Source organism: Dysgonomonas sp. GY75 (genome assembly GCF_015234155.1).
In the GTDB taxonomy this organism is placed as follows: domain Bacteria; phylum Bacteroidota; class Bacteroidia; order Bacteroidales; family Dysgonomonadaceae; genus Dysgonomonas; species Dysgonomonas gadei.
The window spans coordinates 21411-43902 of record NZ_JADCLQ010000004.1 but is presented as its reverse complement, the minus strand read 5'-3'; the positions used below and the strand labels follow the sequence as shown (position 1 = coordinate 43902).

Here is a 22492-nt window from a genome sequence, read left to right as displayed (position 1 = left end):
ATGGTGAAAAAAATACTTTTAGTATTGTTATCTCTTATATGGCTGAATGTCCAGGCATATAAAGAAAGAAATCTGTTACAGAATATTGCGGATACCAATCGTTTAAAAACGGTTCTTATATCCGGCCAGAAATGGGTGCATTATCCGGCATACACAGACAGGGCGGGTTGGGATAAACTATTACAAGAAAATAAAATACAGATAATAGGACAAGGTGAAAAATTCCTGGATTACGAATGGAAAGTCGTAAAGGCTACCGATTATCTGGAATACAGCAGATCCGGAAACAGAAGCATTATGGAGCGCACACATAACGCTAACCTGAATGCTGTATCTACACTTTTCATAGCCGAAATAGCAGAGGGCAAAGGACGATTTATAGATCAGCTGATCAACGGGATATTTCATATTTGTGAAATGACCACCTGGTGTAATTCTGCACATCTACCATTGCAAAAAGTCAAAGGTTCCTTCCCGGACTACAGGGACCCTGTAATAGATCTTGTTTCAGGTGATGTAGGAGCAAATTTCTCCTGGATATATTATTTTTTAGGAAAGGAATTTGATAAAATAAATCCTCTGATATCCGAACGGTTATATCATGAGATAGACACACGCATTCTGACTCCATATCTGAAAGAAGACCGTTTTTGGTGGATGGCTACGGATGTCGGCAGCCAAGGCGGATTTGTAAATAATTGGAATCCCTGGTGCAATGCCAACGTATTACAGTGCTTTCTTCTGGTTGAGAAAGACCCGGATAGACGTTTGAAAGGAATATATAAAACAATGGTTTCTGTTGATAAGTTTATTAATTATAATAATGAAGACGGAGCCTGTGAAGAAGGGCCTTCTTATTGGGGACATGCCGCAGGAAAAATGTATGACTACCTGCAGATATTATATGATGCCACAGGTGGCGAAATATCTATATTTCAGAATCCTATAATAAAAGATATGGGCGAGTACATCTTACATTCGTATGCAGGTAACGGTTGGGTCGTAAACTTTGCGGACGCATTGGCCAAAAGTGACATTGATTACCGTTTGACCTACCGGTATGGGAAAATGGCTCATAGTACGGATTTAATGCATTTTGCCGCTTATTTGAAAAAAGAGTTACCAAAGGATATACCTTTTAACCGCGATATGTACAGGATATTAGAAGATTTATCGTTTGAAAACGAAATTGTCAGCATGGCACCGTTACATGTGTTTAAACCATTTGTCTGGTATCCGGAGACGGAATTTTGTTATATAAGCAATGGTAAGGCTTTTTTTTCCTGTAAAGGCGGTTACAATGACGAAAGTCACAATCATAACGATACCGGGACGTTTTCTTTATATGTGGATGGAACACCTGTGTTTATTGACGCGGGAGTAGGGACATATACCGCAAAGACATTCAGCAAGGACAGGTATTCCATATGGACCATGCAGAGCGATTACCATAATCTTCCCCGGATAAACGGCTATTCACAGGCATATGGAAAACAATATGCAGCCTGCAATGTAAAAGCAGATGAAAAGAGCAAAACTTTCTCCCTGGATATATCCCGGTCATATCCAGCCGAAGCGGGTGTTAACTCATGGATAAGGGAGTACAGATTAAAAAAGGACGCTCTCATTATCGAAGATAAATTCGATCTGAAACAAGCTAAAACCGCCAATCGGCTTAATTTTCTTACCTGGGGTAAAGCAGATCTGACAAAAGCCGGTATTATTACAGTTATAATAAACAATGAAACTTATCAACTAGAATATAACAAAGCTGATTTTGATATTGACATTGAAGTAATAAAACTTGATGACAAAAGGCTTTCAGATGTATGGGGAAATGAGATTTACAGGATATCATTAAATGCCCGAAAAATAAAAAATAACGGATTATATAGAATTAAAATTAAAATTTAAAAAGATGAATTTGAAACTTTCCACTAATTTATTTCTGATATTTGCCATTCTATTTTTGACCTGCTCCTGTAAAAGCGGACAAAAAAATCAAAAAGATTTATTTATTACAGAAAATATTGGATTCGCTGAGGCACAGACAGATAGTATGTTACATATAACAGGTGAACCCACAGGTAAAAATTATCCCCGTACAATGAAGAATGACGGGTCGTTAGTTGTTACCGGAATGTATGACTGGACACCCGGTTTCTTTCCCGGTTCACTTTGGTACCTATATGAACTGACCAGTAATGAAAAGTGGAAAATCGCAGCAGAAAAATGGACAGCATCGCTAGAACCATTAAAAACGTTTACCGGACATCACGATCTGGGCTTTATGATGTATTGCAGCTATGGAAACGCAGAACGTCTGTCGCCGAAGCCCGGTTATAAAGATATCCTTCTCGAAAGTGCCGAATCATTATCCTCCCGTTTCAACGAAAAAACTCAGACCATAAAGTCCTGGAATTACCGTAAAAACTGGAATGATACGACAGAATGGTATTATCCGGTAATTATAGATAATATGATGAACCTCGAAATGTTATTCTATGCATCCAAAATTTCAGAAAATAAGAAATATTATGATATTGCAGTAAAGCATTCGGAATCTACACTGAAAAATCATTTCAGGGAAGATTTTTCAACATATCATGTGGTTAATTATGATACAATTACCGGAAAGGTCCTGAATCAGGCCACCTGTCAGGGATACAGCGACAATTCCACCTGGGCCCGCGGGCAGGCCTGGGCTATTTATGGATTTACAATGGTTTATAGGGAAACACACGAACCGAAATTTCTTAATGCCGCAATAAAAGCAACAGACCTATATCTTAAAAATTTACCGGATGACCTGGTACCTGTTTGGGATTTCAACGTTGGACAGGAGGGCTATACTCCTACCGGAAAGTCATATGCCGTACAATTCCCGGGTAAAGGACTGAAAGATGCATCCGCAGCAGCAATTGTCTGTTCAGCCTTATTTGAACTGGGAGAATTGGCAAACAATAAAACTTATACAAACACCGCTATAAAGATGCTTCATAGCCTGGCATCGCCGGCATACAGGGCACAACTCGGCAGAAATGCCGATTTTATATTAATGCATAGCGTAGGAAGCCTTCCTCATGAGTCCGAAATAGACAAACCTCTGGTTTACGCTGACTATTATTTTTTAGAGGCATTAAATAGATACAGGAAAATAAAAAATGTTAATTAAATATTCTCAACTATCGATTTTAATTTATAACTTACAGGCCATGATAAAGAAAGTTTTTTTACTGCCACTGCTTTTGTTTCTTTTTTCACCTTTAGCAGTACAGGCTCAGACACACACCTTCGAGATAAAAGGAGGTGAATTTATGTATGACAATACACCTCTCCGCATCCTTTCGGGAGAAATGCACTATCCGCGTATCCCTCATCAATACTGGCGTCACCGTATGCAAATGCTAAAGGCGATGGGCCTGAACGCCGTGGCTACCTATGTGTTTTGGAATGCCCATGAACCCGAACCGGGTAAATGGGATTTTACAGGAGATAAAAACCTTGCTGAGTATATTAAGATTGCAGGCGAAGAAGGCCTGATGGTTATCCTTCGGCCTGGTCCATACGTGTGTGCCGAATGGGAATTCGGGGGATATCCATGGTGGCTTCAGAACGTTGAAGGTCTGGAACTAAGACGTGACAACGAACAGTTTCTGAAATATACACAATTATATATAAACAGATTGTACAAGGAAATAGGCGGTCTTCAAATAACAAAAGGAGGCCCGATAATTATGGTCCAAGCCGAAAATGAGTTCGGCTCTTATGTATCGCAACGAAAGGATATTCCACTGGAAGAACACCGCGTATATAATGCAAAGATTGTACAGCAACTAAAAGACGCAGGATTCAATATTCCGATGTTCACTTCCGACGGCAGTTGGCTTTTTGAGGGGGGGGGCTACTCCCGGGGCTTTGCCTACTGCAAATGGAGAAAGCAATATTGAAAATCTGAAAAAGGTGGTGGACCAATATAATGGAGGACAGGGGCCTTACATGGTTGCCGAGTTTTATCCCGGATGGCTGGCACACTGGGCAGAACCGCACCCGCAAGTGAGTGCCACAAACATTGCCCGCCAAACAGAAAAATATTTACAGAATGGAGTATCCATCAATTACTACATGGTGCATGGCGGAACAAATTTCGGATTCACCAGCGGAGCTAACTACGACAAAAAGCACGACATACAGCCGGATTTGACCAGTTATGATTACGATGCTCCCATTAGTGAGGCAGGGTGGGTAACCCCGAAGTTTGATTCTATCCGGAATGTCATAAAGAAATATGTGAAGTATCCTGTTCCTACGGCACCTGCCGCAATGCCTTTGATTGAAATATCCTCCATCAAACTGATGAAGGCTGCGGATATGCTGGAAACAATTAGTACGCAGGAACCGGTACAAAGCGATAAACCAATGACTTTCGAGCAATTGAACCAGGGTTATGGTTATATCCTGTACAAAAGGCATTTTAACCAGCCGATAAGCGGTAAATTGGAAATAGAAGGCCTGAGGGACTATGCACTGGTATATGTGAACGGAGAAAAGGTTGGAGAGTTGAACCGCTATTTCAATGCTTACAGCATGGAGATAGATATTCCATTCAATTCTAATCTGGAAATATTTGTCGAAAATATGGGCCGGATCAACTATGGTTCCGGAATTATACACAACAAGAAGGGTATAATCAGCCCTGTCAAGATAAACGAAAATATTATAGAAGGCGAATGGGAGATGTTCCGGGTACCTATGGATAAAACTCCGGAGCCTCAGAAAATGAAAAAAGAAAATGTGTATGATTCGAGTGTCGCCGGAAAGATAAAAGGCAGGCCCGCTATTTACTCAGGCGCATTTAATCTGGAAGAAACAGGTGATACATTCCTTGATATGGAAGACTGGGGAAAAGGCATTGTCTTTATCAACGGTATAAATATCGGCCGTTACTGGCATATAGGCCCGCAACAGACTTTATACATACCAGGCGTATGGCTTAAAAAAGGAGAAAATGAGATCGTTATTTTCGAACAGCAAAACGATAAGGTACATTCGGAAGTGAGGACTGTAAAAGTACCGATACTGACAAAGCTTAATACCGGGCAGTAAGTTTATAGACTGGTTGATAACAGGATATTGATTAACAGGCAATGAGAAAAATTATATTATTACTTATTATATCGATATTTATCACGGATCTTTTCGGTCAGAAAGTTTACGAAACCAAGATACCGTTCGAGCAGGGAGAATATTGGTGGGGAGGAGTTGTTGCCTATGGGCCACAGATGCCTTACCTCCAACCTGTAAAAGAATTTGACCTGGCCCTTCAGAATAGTAACAATCAGGTCGTTCCCTTTTTCCTTTCTAATAAAGGAAGATATATCTGGAATGAAAACCCGTTTCGTTTTGAAATCGGCTATAATGTACTGGATATAAGATCTGATAGTGAGCAAACAAGTGTTCAGCAAGCGGGTTCCACACTACGGGACGCTTATCTTGCGGCGGTTAAGCAATATTTTCCTCCTTCCGGGATATTACCCGATGAACTATTTTTCTCCATGCCGCAATATAATACATGGATAGAGCTGATGTACAATCAGAATCAAGAGGATATAATGAATTATGCCCGTTCTGTTGTCGATAACGGCTTTCCGAAAGGGGTTCTGATGATCGATGACAATTGGCAGAAGTATTACGGCAACTTTGATTTCCGACCTGAAAAATTTGCCAATCCTAAAGGGATGATTAAGAAATTGCATGAAATGGGTTTCAAAGTATGCTGTGGATATGCCCATTTGTTAGTGCCGATAGTCCCGAATACAGGGAGTTAGCTGCCAAGGGATACCTGATAAAGAAAAAGGATTCACAGTCCCAGCCATTATCTCATGGTGGAACGGACAAAGCGCCTGCTATGACCTAACGAATCCGGATGCCTTCAACTATTATGTCGGTATTCTCAAGAGGATGCAACAGGAGTACGGTATCGATGGTTTCAAATTTGATGCCGGGGATAATAGCTTTTACAATCCGCAGTGTATAGACAGCTATAAAAAAGATGCCACATCTATAGACCACACGACAGCGTGGATGAAAACAGGCTTGGAGTTTCATTCAATGAGTACCGTGCCGGTTGGAAAATGGGTGGACAACCACTGTACAACGGCTTGGCGATAAAGATTATTCGTGAAATGCCATGCAATGGAAAATCCTTTTGAAACTGTCCCCTTAAATCCAAAGTAAACCGATCCGTCATTCCAACGGAAAGTGATCCCCTAAATCCAGGTAAGCGTCTCCGGGTTGATGTCTTGATATGCTTCCTGTAATGCTTTATTTTTGCAAATAAAAAGGCATGGAAAATACTTCTGTGAAAAGGAATAAATCATCAATACAGATGAGAAGTATAGAAGGTTATAAGGAATGTCTGAAGACGGATCCGTGTTTATCCTTCAAATCTTATTGCCGGGATAATAACATTAAATATGAAAAAATCTTAGACTGGGCACAACGTCGTAGAATCTTTATGAGACGGCTCCAAGCCGAGGCAAGGGGAGAAGATACTATCAATGATGATCCGCAAACTTTTATCCAATTCAGGCCACCGGTTCGTCCTGTTATGTTCAATAGTGATCGCGTACTCAAAGGCGTCAGTATTACCTTCCCCAATAATACCAACCTGACCTTGCAGGAATGTACGGCAGATAGTTTAATTTCGTTACTATCATTATATCATCCGGAAAAATAGTGCCCTATGTTTGGTCTTAACGATAACACGAGGTACTTTATGTGCCAACATCCTGTGCGTATGAATAAGGGAATCGATGCTTTGTTCAATCTCATCAAGTCGGAATCCCCGCTTTCACCAATGAACGGTGATATTTATATCTTCTTTGGCCGGAACAGGCAAAACGTAAAGATATTAAAGTGGGATACCGATGGCTTCCTGTTATACCACAAGCGCCTTGAACGGGGTAGCTTTGAACTGCCTAAAATTGATCCGGCTACAGGCTATTATGAGCTATCGTGGGAGACTTTTAACTTCATCATGTCAGGGGTGTCGCTTGACAGCGTGCGCTTCCGCAAACGTTACAGCGTGCGCTTTGTGTCGATATAATTACTTGATAATCAATAATATAAATTACACAAATACTTGTATCTCCCAAAATTTCTTCATATCTTAGAGGCATGGCAAGAAGCAGGATGGATGATATATTGTCGGCGCAGTTGAAAGCAGCGAATGCTTTCAATAAACAGCTATTAGCCCAGGTAGAAACCCTATCAGCAACGGTTAAGTCTATGGAGGTAACCATAGACTCATTACAGGAAGCCCTGCTCCGGAAAGATGAAACCCTCTCTAAGTCAGAAAATAAAATCAGGGGCATATCCAAGCTTATATCCAATAAATCTGAAAAACAGTCCCGGCACAATCAAGAAGTTACGTCCGGGGAAGTAAAGCCAAAAGCTGACCTGAAAGCCCGTAAGAATAACGGGGCAAAACGGGATATGCATTATGAACTGGAAGAAGTGGTTAAAGATGTCTACCCGGATGATATGGATTTTGATATACGGGCAGCAGTAGAAATAGGCATCCGTGAATCTGTCAGGTATCAAATGATCCCGATGAAGTTCCAAAAGATCGTCTACAGGCTTCACACATACAGGCAGGATGAACGGGTCTTCTCCTGTAAGGCAAGCCAGGCTCCGCTCCAGAACTCAAGCTTTGACGGCTCTTTTATAGCCGGCATGGCACAGCTCAGGTATATCTACTCAATGCCTGTCGAACGTATCGTAAAGTACTTCAATGCCAACGGCTTTCACATAAGTAAAGCAACGGCAAACGGGCTGTTGTCAAAAACAGCGGATATGTTCGAAAACCTTTATAAAGCCCTTGGCCGGGCTGTATTGGAAGATGATTATATAAGTTGTGATGAAACATACTATAAAGTAATGGCCAAGGCTGAAAATCCGGATACGCCGAACATCAGCAAAGAATATATCTGGGCCATGGCCGCAATGAATCTTAAGCTGGCATACTACTTCTATGAGAATGGCTCAAGGGAGAAAGGCGTTATACATAAAAAACTGGAAAAATACAAAGGGACAGTTCAGAGCGATGGGTACGCACCTTATAAATCTTTAGGGGGCGGAATCATCAGGCTGTCATGCTTCCAGCATTGCAAACGCAAGTTTTTGGATATCCAGGGTGATCCGGCTGCAGATAAGATAACCGGGCTGATCAACCAGCTTTATAAAGAAGAGCATAAGCACCGTATTGGAGAAGATGGGTGGACCCGGGATGATAACTTGAAATGGAGAAGAAAATACTCCAAAGGCATCATGAAAGACTTGAAGGTTGCGCTCAAAAGAATAATATCTACGCCGGAATATCCTCCGAAGAGTCAGATGCAGGCAGCGGCAAACTATATGCTGGGTGATTGGGAAGGATTGGAAAATATCTTCACATGTGGACTATATAAGCTCGATACAAATACTATTGAGAGGTTAAACCGTTACGTCTCTCTTTCCAGAAGGAACTCGCTGTTTTTTTGGCAGCCATAAAGGAGCAGAAAGAGGCTCTGGCTTGTTCATGCAGGCTTCATGATATCAACTTCTTCGAATACCTTAGCGATGTAATCAACAAGGCTGCATCACTTCCGCCTAATACATCACTCGAAAAATACCGAAACTTACTTCCGGATAAGTGGAGTAAACAATAGCAGGGAAACATAACCATGCTTATTTTTTATGTGGTATACGTCAACCCGGAGACGCTTACAAATCCAGATGAAAGTGCCCCCTAAAAAGGGTAAAAAGTATTGATTGATTTAGAGATACAATGATGTTCTTCAAACAAAAATTAACAGAAGAACATACGTCATGTCGAACAAATTAATCAGTATGCAAAAATTGAGACAATTAATCCGGCTGCAACAGCCGAGAAAAAGGGACCAGGGCCATCGCCAGTGCCTTTATCAAATAGCTATAATTTGAAAATCGATTATGCTCAGAATGCTGCTTAATTTTGAACAGTTACTTATTTATTTACCTAGCTTATTGTTTAAGTTCTGCATATATTATGGTAAGTATTCGGTGAACCCTCTCTATCTATATCTTTACTACCTAGTATCTTTGCTATCAAAAGAATTATATGCGAAGCAAAAAGTGGACAATAGAAGTTTTTGAAGCGCTTTACAATCGTTATCTGGAGAGCGGTTTACCGCCAAAAGCTTTCTGTGCAAATGAAGGGATACACCTGGATCGTTTTTACGAATGGAGAGTAAAATTGTCCTTACCAAAAAGTAATATTTCGGATAAGTGTGTTTTGTTTAGGAAGTTAATCGGGCTTACCTTTGTGATAAAACAAGTATATAGAACCGAAAGATTATGTACGGGGTGTGGCCCTTAGCGAACCGGATGGGCTTTCGCTGATAGAAAGCTTTTACAGCAGTAAAAAGGGAGCAGATGCAATTGCACAACAAAACTCGATGTCGATTATAGGACATACCTGACAATAGGAATAGATGTTTAACACAGCCAATAATGCAGTGGATAGTTTTGGTAACGATAACGGTAGCCTTATCGGCGACTTAATGGCTATGAATTATGATGGGGGATGGGAGGCGGAGGCACTGCCAGTGACGGAATGATGCAACCGCAGTACAACCAGCCTGCTTTCGGCGGAAACAATTGAGATGTGTTTTTCGGCGACTTAGGACTTTGTGAAACTTATTTGTTTTAAAAACGGAGCACAAAAAGGCAGGATACAATGTGAAGTGCACCCCAAAAGTTAGACAGATTAGTACTAACTATATTTATATTGAGTTCGGTATTGTACCGGGCTCTTTCCGTTTAATCTAGATTTTATTCTTTGCTTATTATAATAATCAATATATTGTTCCAGAGATTTCACAAAATCATCTGCTGTTTCAAATTTTTCAGCATACAAAAGTTCTGATTTCATGATCCCGAAGAAACTTTCAGCCACTGCATTATCCAGACAATTACCTTTTCGGGACATACTTTGGATAATCCCATGTTTTTCTAAAGCTTTTCTATATCCATAGTGCTGATATTGCCAGCCCTGATCAGAATGAAAGATAAGTCTACTGGTATCCTGTACTTTATCAAAAGCTTTATCTAACATTTCATGTATCATTTGCATATTTGGACTTTTCGAGATGCTATAAGCAATGATTTCTCCATTAAACATATCAAGGATTGGGGAGAAGTATATCTTCTCATCTTTGATATTTATTTGGGTGACATCCGTAGTCCATTTCTCATTAGGTGAATTTGCCTTAAAGTTTCTCTCAAGTACATTGGGGGCAATCTTGCCAATTTCACCTCTGTATGAGCGATAACGTACTTTTCTCATCTTACATTTTAGATCTAATACTCCCATTAACTTTTGAACAGTTTTGTGATTTATTTTATAGCCTAAATTCTGTAGCTCAGCTGTTATTCGTCGATAACCATACCTGCCCTTATGCAAGTGATATATATGTATAATATCTTCTTTTTCACGCTTGTATTTATCCTCAGTATTCAACCTTTTACGGTGATAATAAAATACAGAGCGAGCCATCTGTTTACAATCCAAAAGGATTGAAACATTATGTTTAAGCCTTAGCTCCTCGATGGCTTTCGCCCAATCATACGTTCGTGGGCTTCTCGTTCCTCGACTAAGGCTTTGACTTTTTTTAATAAAGCATTTTCAGCTCTCAAACGAGCATTCTCGGCTTGAAGTTTCTCTAACTCTGTTTTTGGTTCTTGTTTCTTTGGAGGTCCCATAACTTTAGTCGGTCGTCCGCACTTTTTCTGTTGATGAAGTGCCTCATAACCATTGAGTCTTACAATTCTTACCCAACTTTCTAAAGCACTACAACTTACACCATATTGCAAAACAACCTGAGCCAAAGGTATATGTTTTTCTAGTATGAACCGGACAACTTCTTCTTTAAATTCAGGCGTAGCTCTAATATTAGGCTGTTTATGTAAACCTTGCCGACCATAACCATCATATTTGCGAACCCACTCTAATATCATCCCTTGACGAATATGACATTCTCGTGATATTTGCAGAATAGGTTTACCGTTTTTTACCTGAAAAACTATCTTGAGTTTCTCTTCAAATGTGTGTCGTGACATAAATAATACACCCCAAAAGTTTGTTGTCCAACTTTCGGGGTGCACTTCAAATGTTATATCCTGCCTTTTATTATTCTTACCCAGTGGAGAGAATTACTGTAGACGTTTCAGGCGGTACAACATTTGCTGTATCGCTTCCTGGTAATCATCTATAATGGCCTGGGTCAAAGACTCGTCAAACAATTCCCTTTTGCCTTCGCAGTATTTGAAGAAATCTTCGCTGTGCCTGATGATATCGGAAGGGTTCTTCGTTTCAGGAATTATAATATCCAAATCCCCGTACAAGGCATAGGATGTTTCCACAAGGCGGTCGGTAATATCGAGAAGATCTTCGATAGCCTGGTCCAGCGCAATGTGCTGCGAATAGCTTCCCTTTCCGGTAACATGCCAGTGATGGAGTTTCAAACTGTTGTTAAAAGAAAATACTTTTCCCAGGAATGCGGCTATTTCTACCGGTTGAGCACCTTTTTTCCCTTTCATAATTATAAAGTTTAAAGTTTAGGTTATATGTTATTCAAATTACAAATTTTACACAGTTGAATTATTCATGTATATCCATGTAAATATGGAGGACTAAATTATAATAAAATTTAATAAAATGAAAAATTGTCCGGGAAAAATATTCATATCACGCTATGAAGAAATAAGAAATGACCTCAAAGTATTCGAAAGAAATAAAAAAAGATAATGCTAACATAAATAATTTCGAATACTTTGAGGTCATTTTACAAAATAATTTATCTAGATTTGCAACATTAAAAACATTGATATTTTATTATATTTTCAACGAAGTAAATCTTCTGAAAATATGTCATTATCATGTTGATTAAACCTTAAATATGAATCAAGATACACTTGATCAGAAAACAAAAGAAGATAATACTTCCTATGCCGATTTTTACAAGAAGTATGTAAACGAATTATATAGTTATGCTATTAGCCTCGGATTTACCGAAAATAACTGTATGGATTCCATACATGATATTTTTGTCTCAATATTTTTTAATGGGGTAAAATTCCATGATACAGATAACATTAAATATTACCTTTTCCGTAGCCTTAAGAACAAACTTATAAATATCCGAAAACAAGAACAAAGACTTACTTTCGACAATATGGATCATTGTGACTTTGCGATAAACATATCTGCGATAGATACCATAATGAATGAAGAAGAACAGCTTCAAACAGAAAACACCGTCCGCCGGCTTATGGAATCTTTGACCAATAATCAGCGGGAAGCCATCTACCTGCGTTATATGCAGAATATGGAATATAATGAAATAGCCCTCTTACTGGATATAAATGTCGAATCAGTGCGTAAATTAGTGTACCGGGGGATGTGCGAGTTGCGAAAATCCCGCTTGGATATATTCTTCATCCTGCTTATATACCTCAAAGAATACAATTTTATTTCATTGGAATAATTTTTTCTTCAAAAACTGTCCATAAAAAAATATTTCATTGTCTTATATATACTGGTACAATATTTTAACTTTCCGGTATATGAATGAAAATATAAAAGAATATAAAAAGTACATTGATTTCCTTACAGACGAGGACTTTATAAAATGGCAGTTATATCCTACACAGGAACTTGATGATTATTGGAAAAACTTCATTGAGAAAAACCCGGATACCGAAGAAACGCTACAAACAGCTATCGATAAATTCAGATGTGTCCGTATAAACGATTGCAAGCTATCTACAGAACGAAGCGACGAATTGTATAACCGCATCCAAGGTTCCGTATCCAAAATGAGAAGAAAAAGAAAACTCTGGTATTGCCGGTCAGCCGCAGCATGTGCCATATTGATCATTGCATCCGCGTTTTGTATAAAATACATTAACAAAGATAATAAACAGAACGATGAAAACCAAAGTACGATAGTAGGTATAACCTTACCTTCAAAAGATATACAGCTTATATCCGGAAGCAATGTTGTCGAAATAAAACAGGATGCAGAGCTCCAGTTATCTCCTGACGGGCAAATTTCCATAACCGAGGGTGAAGAAGGTGGAAGCGGAAAAACATCCGGACTGGATATCTCAAAGGAAAACATAAATAAGCTGATCGTACCCTATGGGAAGAGGTCGGTACTTGTATTGGCAGACGGATCGAAAGTTTGGTTGAATTCAGGTACCGAGATTGAATTTCCTTCTCATTTTAACGGAAAAGAGCGAAAGATCAGCGTAATAGGAGAAATCTATATTGATGTTACCGAACGTAAAGAACAACCTTTTATTGTACATACCTCCCGGTTTGACGTGCGTGTATATGGTACCAAATTTAATGTATCTTCTTATCAGGACAGCTTTACAAATTCAGTAGTATTGGTCGAAGGAAAGGTTGAAGTACAGACAGGCGGCACTTCCCGGCTGTTAAATCCCGGCGAGCTACTGGCTGTTGAAGAAGGAAATCTCCGGCATGAAAAAGTCGATACAGATGAATATACCAGTTGGAAAGACGGTTTCTTTATCCTGAAACAAACCCCTGTATCCGAAATCCTGAAAAAAGTAGGACGGTATTATAATGTGGGCTTTAATGAGAACCAGTCGGCTCTTATGAAAAGGGCCTGTACAGGAAAACTCTTCCTTTCCGAGGATATAGAGCAGGTGCTGGACATCCTGTGTACAATTTCTAACACAACATATACACGGGATGGAAGCAAAATATATATCAACGATAAAACGAAATAAACGACAGCGTTTTTATAATAGATATAAATATTTTAATATTAATTCATTAACCTGAAAATTCAACAGCCTATGAAAAAACAATTTTAGAAAAAAGAACCGGATAGTGATGGCACACTATCCGGTTCAGGGAATTTAATCCACAGAATCAAATCATTGTAAATTAAATTTAATTCAAATGTATGAAACATAAGAGAAACCGAAGTCTTTTAATACAAAGAAAAAACAATTTTATTGTAAAAAGTATGAAACTATCAGTATTCCTGTTTTTCGTCAGTGTCTTTTCCTTGTATGCAAGGGATAATTATTCCCAGCAGCTGCTTCCTCCTATGGAGATGAAGAATGCAACATTGAAGCAGATATTTTCTGAAATAGAGAAAAAGAGCGATTATGTTTTTTTAGTTACCGAAGATGCGAATCCGGAGTTAACCAAGAAAATCAGCTTCAAGTCCGGCAGTAAGGCTGTAAGCGAAGTAATGGACGTAATCTTATCCAGCACGGAACTGGCTTATAAAGTGGTCGGTCGCCAGATTGCCGTTTACAGAAACTCCGAAGAAAAAATACCCTCAATTACACAGGCTGTTGTTCAGCAAAAGAAAACCATAACGGGGGTAGTAACCGATGCCGTTACAGGGCAACCGGTTATCGGGGCCAGCGTCTGGATCAAAGATTCAACGACAGGAACCTTTACCGATGCAGATGGGAAATTTTCCATACAGACGGGCGAAGCACAAGGTGTACTCGTATTCTCGTTCTTAGGATATCTCGCTCAGGAAATACCGATAGGAAATAAAATCGTGATTGATGTGCAGCTAAGGGAAGGTGAAGATACAAGCCTGGACGAAATTGTCGTTGTCGGTTACGGCACACAGCGTAAGAGTTCCATTACAGGGGCTATTTCTTCGGTAAATGTTCAAAGCATGAAAGATATTACCACTCCCAGTGTAGCGAATATGCTTCAGGGAAAGGTAGCGGGTGTCGCAGTATCGCCTGTTTCCGGGCAACCGGGAGCCGGAGTTACCGTACGGGTGCGTGGTACAGGTTCCATAAGGGGAATGCAGGATCCGCTCTGGGTGATCGACGGCGTGGTAGGCGATGCTGTCGCCGACCTTAATCCCAATGATGTGGAAGCTATTTCAATCCTTAAAGACGGTTCGGCTACGGCGCTTTATGGTTCGCGCGGGGCAAACGGTGTAATTCTGGTCACTACCAAGCGGGGAGCACAAGGAGTATCACAATTCGACGCATCGGCGAAACTGGGTATATCCACACTGCAAAAAGGTAACATGCGGATGATGAACGGCGCTGAATATTACGATTACCTAACAACAGCATATGAAAATGCAGGGATACTGGAGCAACAACACTGGCTGCAACCCTATCTGAGAGAGCAAAACACCGACTGGTGGGATCTTGCTACTCAGAATGCCCTGACTCAGAACTATAACCTGGGGTACAGGTATGGCAACGAAAAAATAAGGTCTTACATCTCTGGTGACTACTATAATGAGGAAGGTGCTATCAAAGGTTACAAGTATGACCGCTTTACCCTGAGAGTCAACACTGACTATATAGTCAATAAGCGGCTAACCCTCAAAGCAAAGTTAGCAACCAGTTACCGTGAAACCGATAATCAGGAACATTCCCTAAGTTATACCAGCTATTCTCCGTGGGATTCTCCGTGGGACTCTCACGGAAACCTTAAAGACGGAAGCCAGGGACTACCTACTCCCGATATGGCTCCTGACGCAGATCCGCGTGACTACTGGTACTCCGATGGCGGTACAAACTACCTGTACGACCGTCACCTGAACTGGAGCAAAGGCCGCCACAATGCCATGGATCTGGGATTAGGCTTCGACTTTAAGATTTTTGACTTCCTAACCTATGAGTCGAACAATAAGTTTGGGTTCAACAACAGTTATACCAATTCCTATACTGATCCTAACAGTAGAGGAGGAGCAGCAAAAAAAGGAACGGTGACAAGTGATAATAGTAACAAACGCGTCATCTATACCAGCCAGATATTGCGATTCCTTAAAACTTTTGCCGATAAGCATGAAATCAATGCCTTTCTGGGTTATGACTATGATGAAGTACGCAACTGGAATACAGAGGGTGAAGCCTCCAATATTTTCCCGGGTACCGAAGTTTTGAGCGGAGGAGCAGCTAATCCTGTAGCTAAAGGCGGTAAATCAGAGGAAAAGAACGCAGCGTACTTTTTTAACGGCAACTATGCTTACGACGGGAAATATCTGTTTCAGATATCGACTCGTAGCGATGGTTCGTCGCGCTTTGGCGCCAACAAGCGCTGGGCGTCCTTCTGGTCGGTAGGCGGCGGATGGAATATGCATCAGGAAGAATTTATCAAACAGTTGGCCTTTGTCGACGAATTAAAACCCCGTATATCGTATGGTATCACCGGTAACCTGCCGAGCGGCGCTTACGAGTGGACTACAAAATTGTCAACTGATGCAGAATATGGCAGCGAAGTAGCATTTATGTCCAATTATGCGGGAAATAAAAACCTGTCATGGGAACAAACCGGATCGTTAGACTTCGGACTCGACATCAGGCTGTTCAACAGGGTAAATATTGTATTTGACGCCTATTCCAAAAAAGTGAAAAACCTGATATACCTGCGCCACCTCACCGCCGTTACCGGATATAACAGGCAGACAGCTAATGATGGAAAGTTGGAGAATAACGGATACGAAATCACGATTACACCGGAAATTATCAAGACACGCGATTTCTTTTGGGATGTAAGCTTTAATATCGGATACAACAAAAATAAGATAACCTACCTTCCTGATGGAGATGAACTTGCCCAGCAAGCTGTGGCGGTGGGATACCCATACCGTAACTGGTATATGCGCGAATGGGCCGGTGTGGATGCTATGACCGGAAGCCCGTTATGGTTCATTGTCGATGAAGAAACAGGGCAAAAAACCACTACCGACGATTACAACGCTGCAACCCGGGTTTTATTAAACGCCTCACCTTCTCCTAAATATAACGGAGGCATCAGTACCAGCTTTGTATGGAAGGGTTTGTCACTGAATGCAAGCTTTACCTTCAGTGCAGGAGCAAAAATTTACAACGGAAAACGTGCAGGAGCGCTTGACCGTGATGCGGAACGTCCTTCGCAACCCGCTATGAAACTGGCGGACGGATGGAGCAGGTGGGAAAAACCGGGCGACATTGCCACCCATCCCAAACTGATTGCAGGAGGTAACAACAATGCGGCAAGCGAATCGACCAGATATCTGGAAAATGGCGACTATTTCAAAATGAAGACCATATCGCTCGCATACAGCTTACCGAAAAGGTGGCTGACTTCACTAGGCATCAGAGACCTGAGCATCAGTATAGGCGGTGAAAACCTGTTTACGATCACTAAGTTTTCGGGGGACGATCCGGAAATCCTACTTTCGTCAAGATATAACGGAACCACCAGCCCAAGCAGCGGACAGCTATATCCGACAACAAGGCGCTTCACGATGGGGTTGAATCTTAAGTTCTAATCAATTGTTATCCATCAAAAAATTATAGATTATGAAGAATATAATGAAATATATATTAAGCGTCTTGTGCTTGCTTTTCATTACAACAGGTTGCAACCTGGACGTAAAAATGTATGACGGGATTGTATCGGAGGATTTTGATCCCCGGAATATCGGAGAGTTGTCGCAGGGCAGCTACCGCCTGCTAAAAAATGACGGCGGGCTTATCGACAACGGATATTACTTCTGGGCTTACGGCGGTGACGACCTGTCCTGGTGTGGAACCTCTACAGGTGGCTCATTCCGGTTGTACAATTACAACAGGAACATTGCCAGCACTATAACCGAATATGCATGGGAACTCGGTTATCGTACGATAGGCAATTGCAATCTGGTTATTGAATTGGCAGAAGGATTCGGCAATGCCCGTACCGATGAGCAAACAATACTAATGGGAGAAAATTATTACCTGCGGGCCTTATCTTACTTTTTACTGGTCAATGAATTTGCCCAGCCGTATTCAAACAACCCGGCTCAAAATCCGGGCTTACCGCTGAAGCTGACAAGCGATCCGGACGACCTTCCGCAAAGCCGTTCTTCAGTTGCGGATATCTATGCGCAGGTAGAAAGCGACTTGCTTAAGGCAATCGATTATATGACCCTTCCCGGCGGTATTGAACCTAAAACGAATATCTATGCTACAAAAGAAGCGGCAGAAGCATTATTGGCAAGAGTATACCTCTATATGGAACGCTGGGACGATGCCTACACGATGGCAGACAACGTGATTCGATCAGGACGTTTCCATCTATTGCAAGGAAATGATTATGCTATCTATCCGCAACATACTCCCGAAACCAATAGTGAGACCATATTTGCCGTACGCCGTACTTTAGACAAGGATGACGACAGTTATAGCAGACCGGGCGGATTATATATACGGATTGACAATAACGGATGGGAAGAAATCTTTCCTTCGTCCCGGTATCTGGAACTTTTGGAACTGCATCTCAATAGCAATGGGATGCCCCGCGACCTGCGTAGCCGGTTTATCGTTAAAAGGTATGTGGAAGACGGCGCATCGGATTACTCAGTAAGCGGATATCCTGACAAAGTTTATCAAAACTGGCATTTCGCCTATGCTCGCAAACAACCGGGCGATAACCCCCATTACGAATACGGTAAAGTAAAAATAACAAAGCAAGCGGATGGCACATATACCATAACTTCGCCTACAGACGCTGCACAGTTTCAAAGCGCTACCATACAGTCGGAGCCGTATAACCTCGGAACACGCTACTATGTAACCGGAACAGACGGTACCAAATATACCGGACGCATTGAGCCGGAAGTTTACGACGCTGCGACAAAGAGGGGAAAAGACGCCCGTTTTCTGGTATATGCCATTAATAAGTTCTCATATCAGGAACAGCGCAGGCATTTGTGGTCGCCGGTAATTTCCCGCCTGTCCGAGATGTACCTTATCCGGGCCGAAGCGAATGCTGAAAAAGGCAATGCACAACTAGCGCTGAACGATGTGAATGAGTTGAGAAGAAGAGCTGGTATTCCTGAATGGACAACGTCCAATATGGCAACGGCTGAAGCAGGCAGTCCGAAAGATATCCGTAAAATTATCGAAGAGGAACGCATGCTGGAGCTTGCATGGGAAGGACACCGCCGCTTTGACGTATTCCGGCACAAGGGCACGCTGGACAGGCGTTATCCGGGAGGACATACGTTGAATATCGGAACCACTGTTATGAATGCATTCCTTGATATTCCCTACAACTCTCCTGCTGCATGCGAGTTTATCCCGCAGGCTCAATATGATGCTTACCCGTATCCATTGGGACAAAATCCCTGATCAGACCGGATTAATAATTTAAAACCAGATTTAGATATGAAATCATTATCATATATATTTGCATTACTGCTGATAGTTTTATACAGCTGTAAGGAAGAAGACCATCCGTACGTGGGCTATATCGTTATTGACCGCGCGGTTGTAGAAGCGGCAGGCGGTTCCGCGACCATGACAGCCCAAACAGACCTTTCAGACCCTATACAGCTGGAAGTGGACCAGTTCGGGGCAGAGTGGTGTTCAGTGTCTGTCAACGGTAAACAAATCACAGTCACAGCGACGGAAGCGAATCCCAGTTCCGAAGAGTTCAGGACGGCAACTGTTAATGTAAGGTGCGGAACCCGTGTTACTACGTTTACCGTATTGCAGAAACATATAGGACAAGAGTATCTTGAGTTCGACTGGAGTAAATTTTCAGCAACTGGAAGCGACGTACAAGCGGGTGACGGCGGTGGTTATCCCAGTTTGTTTAAGGAAGACCGTACGAATTTCTGGCATAGCCAATACTCGCCGGCTACCCCTAATCCCCATTGGCTGCTTATAGATATGCAAAAGGAATTGCCCGTATCGATGGTCAGGATTGCCAGACGGTATTACGCAGCAAATGGTAATAATTACCCGACAGTGAAAACGATGGAAGTTTATGCAGGAATAAACAAAGATGATCTTACCCTTGTAGGCGGATTTACCTTTGCATTACCGTGGACAGCTCCTGACGGAACCATTGTTAACGGGAACAGCCCTAAAGTTCCCCCATATGAAGATGTGATATTCAATGTTCCTGTGACAGCCAGGTACGTGAAACTCATAATCACAGAAACCAACAATACTACTGGCGTCTGTCAGGTCGCTTATTTTAAAGCATTCGAAAAAATATAGATATAAGCGGAGGTTTTCTAGAAAACAGGTGGGATATCCGATACCGGATGTTCCATCTGCTTAAAAACAGACAGATAGCTTCTTTTCCGATCTTGAAAATATAATATATATCAAGGCCAGGGATTCAAAGAATAAACATCTGTTATATATTTTTCACCTAATACTATTTAAAATGACAATAAATAAAATGTTCTATACTTTATTATTCCTAATCTTTTTTTCTTGCGGAGAAAAAGAACAGGACACGCCGCTTACAGCAAATCCTGCAGAGCTTGTTTACAGCTATAACCGTGGTACGAAAACAGTTACGCTTTCAGCAAGTATAAATGCAGCAGATATCACGGTCAGCGAATCAGGAAAGGACTGGTGTTCAGTCGAAATAAACGGTACGGTATTGTCTGTGACAGTTACAGAAAACGAAACATTGTTGCAACGCAAAGCTGTTGTGACAATCCGTTCGGACAGTGAAACAACAACCGTATCCGTTACTCAAAATCCTGTCAATTTACAGTTGACGACTAAGGAAATACCTCTGGGTGGTAACTCGTATGTAACAAGCGGTACATCGGGACAGGTTACGGACGCGGGTTTCTATGCATGGAATAGCGCCGAAACAGTTTTCAGCACCTGGTTCAGGGTGAACCAGAATGGCAATCTCAAATTATACCTGAAATATAATGCCGACACCGATGGCAATGTTATTAACGTGTCGTGTCAAGGGCATACTTTTGACGTAACCCTGCCGAAACAACAAACGACGGCATTCCTCGGACATATTGAGAATGTTGATCCGGGTTATATCCGGGTTGATTTCAAAGGCGTAGCACCACTCAAAGGAGCGGCATTTGCGACGCCTGCCTCTTTGCTAGTGAGCGGAACGGCTACCCAAAGCATGAACTTTGTCGGTGATTTTGACTACTACTGGGGACGCAGAGGGCCTTCGGTTCATATGAACTATCCGATCCCGGGGGGTACAACGGCAGAATGGTTCTATAATGAGGTAACTGTGCCCGTAGGTTTCGATCCTGTAGGCTCTTACTTTATGGCAAACGGTTTCGGACAAGGATATTTCGGTATGCAGGTCAATTCGGCAAGTGAACGGCGCATCCTGTTTTCCGTGTGGAGTCCTGCTAATACAGACGATCCCAACCAGATTGCGCCGGAAGACCAGGTATTACTGATAAAGAAAGGTATAGGCGTCTCTACCGGCAGTTTCGGTAACGAAGGTTCAGGGGGGCAAAGCTATCTGATTTACAACTGGACTGCCGGAACTACCTATAAATTCCTGAACCGCGTCCGCCCAATTACCGGTAACTATTCAGAATATACGGCATATTTCTTTGCGCCCGAAACAGATACATGGAAATTGATCGCCCAATGGAAACGACCGAAAATACAAACCTACTACACGGGTGCATATTCATTCGTAGAAAATTTTAACAAAGATATGGGCTACCTTACGCGTAAGGCATACTACAGGAACCAGTGGATATATACATCATCAGGACAATGGGTGGAGTTGCCCGACGGAAGGTTCACGGTAGATGCGACCGGAAGACCCGGTTGGCGCAAAGACTTCAAGGGCGGAACGAATGGAAATGGCTTTTTCCTTCAAAATTGCGGTTTCTTTGATGATTTTGTGAATCCGGATACTCCGTTTCAGAGAACTGCGGGCAGTCAACCTGTTGTGAATTTTGATGGTTTACCAAATGAATAAGAAGTTATCTAAATTATAATATTAAACAAACAGATTTTAATCACCCATGACCTTAATCAAAACAATTTCGGGCATCCGCGGTACGATAGGCGGGCGTATCGGGGAAGGCCTGTCCCCATTGGACATTGTCAGGTTCACATCGGCTTACGCTGTGCAGATCCGCCGGATAAGCTCGCAAAAAAGCAATAAGATCGTAATCGGGCGCGACGCCCGCATTTCGGGTGAAATGGTCGGTAATATCGTAAAAGGCACCCTGATGGGAATGGGTTTCGATGTGATCGACCTGGGGCTGGCAACCACCCCGACAACGGAGATAGCTGTCACAGACCAGCAGGCAGACGGCGGAATCATTATCACAGCCAGCCATAACCCCAGGCAGTGGAATGCCCTGAAGCTGCTGAACGAACACGGAGAGTTCCTCAATGCCGCACAAGGGGAAGCCGTGCTGAAAACAGCAGCAGACGAGGCTTTTACTTACGCGGATATTGACCATACCGGCTCATGCAGTTTAAATGATACATATAACCACATACATATAGACCAAATCCTCAAGCTGGAACTCGTGGATACTGAGGCTATACGGAAAGCTAATTTCCGTATAGCAGTCGATTGCATCAACTCCGTCGGGGGAATCATCATCCCCATACTGCTGGAAAGACTGGGCGTAAAATATGTGGATTGCCTGAATTA

Annotated in this window: 19 protein-coding genes and 2 pseudogenes; 18 read left to right on the top strand and 3 right to left on the bottom strand. The window is 41.8% G+C overall.

Annotation, left to right across the window (positions count from 1 at the left end):
• The 11 genes and pseudogenes from IR083_RS03775 to IR083_RS24760 all read left to right on the top strand — a co-directional run bounded on the left by IR083_RS03775 (window position 1) and on the right by IR083_RS24760 (window position 9641).
• Window positions 1-1914, top strand: a complete 1914-nt coding sequence (locus IR083_RS03775) for a heparinase II/III-family protein (RefSeq protein WP_194223293.1) — start codon at window positions 1-3, stop codon at window positions 1912-1914.
• A gap of 4 nt (window positions 1915-1918) precedes the next feature.
• Entirely contained in the window at window positions 1919-3175 is a 1257-nt protein-coding gene (locus tag IR083_RS03770; protein WP_194223292.1) for a glycoside hydrolase family 88 protein, read from the top strand.
• Window positions 3176-3215: 40 nt separating this feature from the next.
• Window positions 3216-5106: pseudogene (locus tag IR083_RS03765) on the top strand (beta-galactosidase).
• A gap of 41 nt (window positions 5107-5147) precedes the next feature.
• On the top strand, window positions 5148-5828 hold the full coding sequence (locus IR083_RS03760; protein ID WP_194223291.1) for a TIM-barrel domain-containing protein: 681 nt from the start codon (window positions 5148-5150) through the stop codon (window positions 5826-5828).
• Window positions 5815-6171: a TIM-barrel domain-containing protein gene (locus tag IR083_RS24980; protein WP_410492848.1), complete on the top strand. Its 357-nt coding sequence runs from the start codon at window positions 5815-5817 to the stop codon at window positions 6169-6171. Before IR083_RS03760 ends, IR083_RS24980 begins: the two co-directional genes overlap by 14 nt.
• 175 nt (window positions 6172-6346) lie before the next feature.
• Window positions 6347-6739 carry a hypothetical protein gene (locus tag IR083_RS03750; RefSeq protein WP_194223289.1) on the top strand — a complete coding sequence of 131 codons (393 nt, stop codon included), beginning with the start codon at window positions 6347-6349 and terminating at the stop codon, window positions 6737-6739.
• A gap of 6 nt (window positions 6740-6745) precedes the next feature.
• A complete protein-coding gene (tnpB, locus tag IR083_RS03745; RefSeq protein WP_194223288.1) occupies window positions 6746-7108 on the top strand; it encodes an IS66 family insertion sequence element accessory protein TnpB in 363 nt (120 codons plus the stop codon).
• 71 nt (window positions 7109-7179) lie between these two features.
• Window positions 7180-8553: an IS66 family transposase gene (tnpC, locus tag IR083_RS03740; protein ID WP_242052352.1), complete on the top strand. Its 1374-nt coding sequence runs from the start codon at window positions 7180-7182 to the stop codon at window positions 8551-8553.
• On the top strand, window positions 8541-8711 hold the full coding sequence (locus IR083_RS24580) for a transposase domain-containing protein (protein ID WP_242052351.1): 171 nt from the start codon (window positions 8541-8543) through the stop codon (window positions 8709-8711). Before tnpC ends, IR083_RS24580 begins: the two co-directional genes overlap by 13 nt.
• A 431-nt stretch (window positions 8712-9142) precedes the next feature.
• A complete protein-coding gene (tnpA, locus tag IR083_RS24975; RefSeq protein ID WP_410492844.1) occupies window positions 9143-9400 on the top strand; it encodes an IS66 family insertion sequence element accessory protein TnpA in 258 nt (85 codons plus the stop codon).
• Window positions 9401-9515: 115 nt separating this feature from the next.
• The gene (locus tag IR083_RS24760; RefSeq protein WP_262893151.1) at window positions 9516-9641 is read left to right on the top strand and encodes a hypothetical protein; all 126 of its coding nucleotides are present in this window, start codon (window positions 9516-9518) and stop codon (window positions 9639-9641) included.
• Window positions 9642-9796: 155 nt separating this feature from the next.
• Here IR083_RS24760 and IR083_RS03735 read toward each other — a convergent pair whose 3' ends face one another.
• From IR083_RS03735 to IR083_RS03725, 3 genes are all read right to left on the bottom strand, one after another.
• Entirely contained in the window at window positions 9797-10699 is a 903-nt protein-coding gene (locus tag IR083_RS03735; protein ID WP_194223324.1) for an IS3 family transposase, read from the bottom strand.
• Window positions 10621-11142 (bottom strand): helix-turn-helix domain-containing protein, encoded by a 522-nt coding sequence (locus IR083_RS03730; protein WP_194223287.1) that lies wholly within the window; start codon window positions 11140-11142, stop codon window positions 10621-10623. Before IR083_RS03730 ends, IR083_RS03735 begins: the two co-directional genes overlap by 79 nt.
• 93 nt (window positions 11143-11235) lie before the next feature.
• Window positions 11236-11622, bottom strand: coding sequence for a DUF5856 family protein (locus tag IR083_RS03725; protein ID WP_194223286.1), 387 nt, complete (start codon window positions 11620-11622; stop codon window positions 11236-11238).
• Window positions 11623-11981: 359 nt separating this feature from the next.
• Between IR083_RS03725 and IR083_RS03720 the strand changes: the two genes are divergently transcribed.
• The 7 genes and pseudogenes from IR083_RS03720 to IR083_RS03690 all read left to right on the top strand — a co-directional run.
• On the top strand, window positions 11982-12569 hold the full coding sequence (locus tag IR083_RS03720; RefSeq protein ID WP_194223285.1) for an RNA polymerase sigma factor: 588 nt from the start codon (window positions 11982-11984) through the stop codon (window positions 12567-12569).
• A gap of 79 nt (window positions 12570-12648) precedes the next feature.
• A complete protein-coding gene (locus IR083_RS03715; protein ID WP_194223284.1) occupies window positions 12649-13842 on the top strand; it encodes a FecR family protein in 1194 nt (397 codons plus the stop codon).
• Between the two features lie 242 nt (window positions 13843-14084).
• Complete coding sequence (locus tag IR083_RS03710; RefSeq protein ID WP_242052350.1) at window positions 14085-17366, top strand: SusC/RagA family TonB-linked outer membrane protein; 3282 nt, start codon at window positions 14085-14087, stop codon at window positions 17364-17366.
• A gap of 31 nt (window positions 17367-17397) precedes the next feature.
• The gene (locus IR083_RS03705) at window positions 17398-19209 is read left to right on the top strand and encodes a RagB/SusD family nutrient uptake outer membrane protein (RefSeq protein ID WP_194223283.1); all 1812 of its coding nucleotides are present in this window, start codon (window positions 17398-17400) and stop codon (window positions 19207-19209) included.
• A gap of 36 nt (window positions 19210-19245) precedes the next feature.
• Window positions 19246-20085, top strand: a complete 840-nt coding sequence (locus IR083_RS03700) for a discoidin domain-containing protein (RefSeq protein WP_194223282.1) — start codon at window positions 19246-19248, stop codon at window positions 20083-20085.
• 172 nt (window positions 20086-20257) lie between these two features.
• On the top strand, window positions 20258-21802 hold the full coding sequence (locus tag IR083_RS03695) for a DUF3472 domain-containing protein (RefSeq protein WP_194223281.1): 1545 nt from the start codon (window positions 20258-20260) through the stop codon (window positions 21800-21802).
• Window positions 21803-21848: 46 nt separating this feature from the next.
• Window positions 21849-22492 (top strand): annotated as a pseudogene (locus IR083_RS03690) (phosphoglucosamine mutase); the annotation flags it as partial.

Bases quoted from the DNA above. Each gene is read 5' to 3' on its own strand.
- IR083_RS03775 (WP_194223293.1), top strand. From the start codon at position 1: ATGGTGAAAAAAATACTTTTAGTATTGTTATCTCTTATATGGCTGAAT.
- IR083_RS03770 (WP_194223292.1), top strand. From the start codon at position 1,919: ATGAATTTGAAACTTTCCACTAATTTATTTCTGATATTTGCCATTCTA.
- IR083_RS03760 (WP_194223291.1), top strand. From the start codon at position 5,148: ATGAGAAAAATTATATTATTACTTATTATATCGATATTTATCACGGAT.
- IR083_RS03750 (WP_194223289.1), top strand. From the start codon at position 6,347: ATGGAAAATACTTCTGTGAAAAGGAATAAATCATCAATACAGATGAGA.
- tnpB (WP_194223288.1), top strand. From the start codon at position 6,746: ATGTTTGGTCTTAACGATAACACGAGGTACTTTATGTGCCAACATCCT.
- tnpC (WP_242052352.1), top strand. From the start codon at position 7,180: ATGGCAAGAAGCAGGATGGATGATATATTGTCGGCGCAGTTGAAAGCA.
- tnpA (WP_410492844.1), top strand. From the start codon at position 9,143: ATGCGAAGCAAAAAGTGGACAATAGAAGTTTTTGAAGCGCTTTACAAT.
- IR083_RS24760 (WP_262893151.1), top strand. From the start codon at position 9,516: ATGTTTAACACAGCCAATAATGCAGTGGATAGTTTTGGTAACGATAAC.
- IR083_RS03730 (WP_194223287.1), bottom strand. From the start codon at position 11,142: ATGTCACGACACACATTTGAAGAGAAACTCAAGATAGTTTTTCAGGTA.
- IR083_RS03725 (WP_194223286.1), bottom strand. From the start codon at position 11,622: ATGAAAGGGAAAAAAGGTGCTCAACCGGTAGAAATAGCCGCATTCCTG.
- IR083_RS03720 (WP_194223285.1), top strand. From the start codon at position 11,982: ATGAATCAAGATACACTTGATCAGAAAACAAAAGAAGATAATACTTCC.
- IR083_RS03715 (WP_194223284.1), top strand. From the start codon at position 12,649: ATGAATGAAAATATAAAAGAATATAAAAAGTACATTGATTTCCTTACA.
- IR083_RS03710 (WP_242052350.1), top strand. From the start codon at position 14,085: ATGAAACTATCAGTATTCCTGTTTTTCGTCAGTGTCTTTTCCTTGTAT.
- IR083_RS03705 (WP_194223283.1), top strand. From the start codon at position 17,398: ATGAAGAATATAATGAAATATATATTAAGCGTCTTGTGCTTGCTTTTC.
- IR083_RS03700 (WP_194223282.1), top strand. From the start codon at position 19,246: ATGAAATCATTATCATATATATTTGCATTACTGCTGATAGTTTTATAC.
- IR083_RS03695 (WP_194223281.1), top strand. From the start codon at position 20,258: ATGACAATAAATAAAATGTTCTATACTTTATTATTCCTAATCTTTTTT.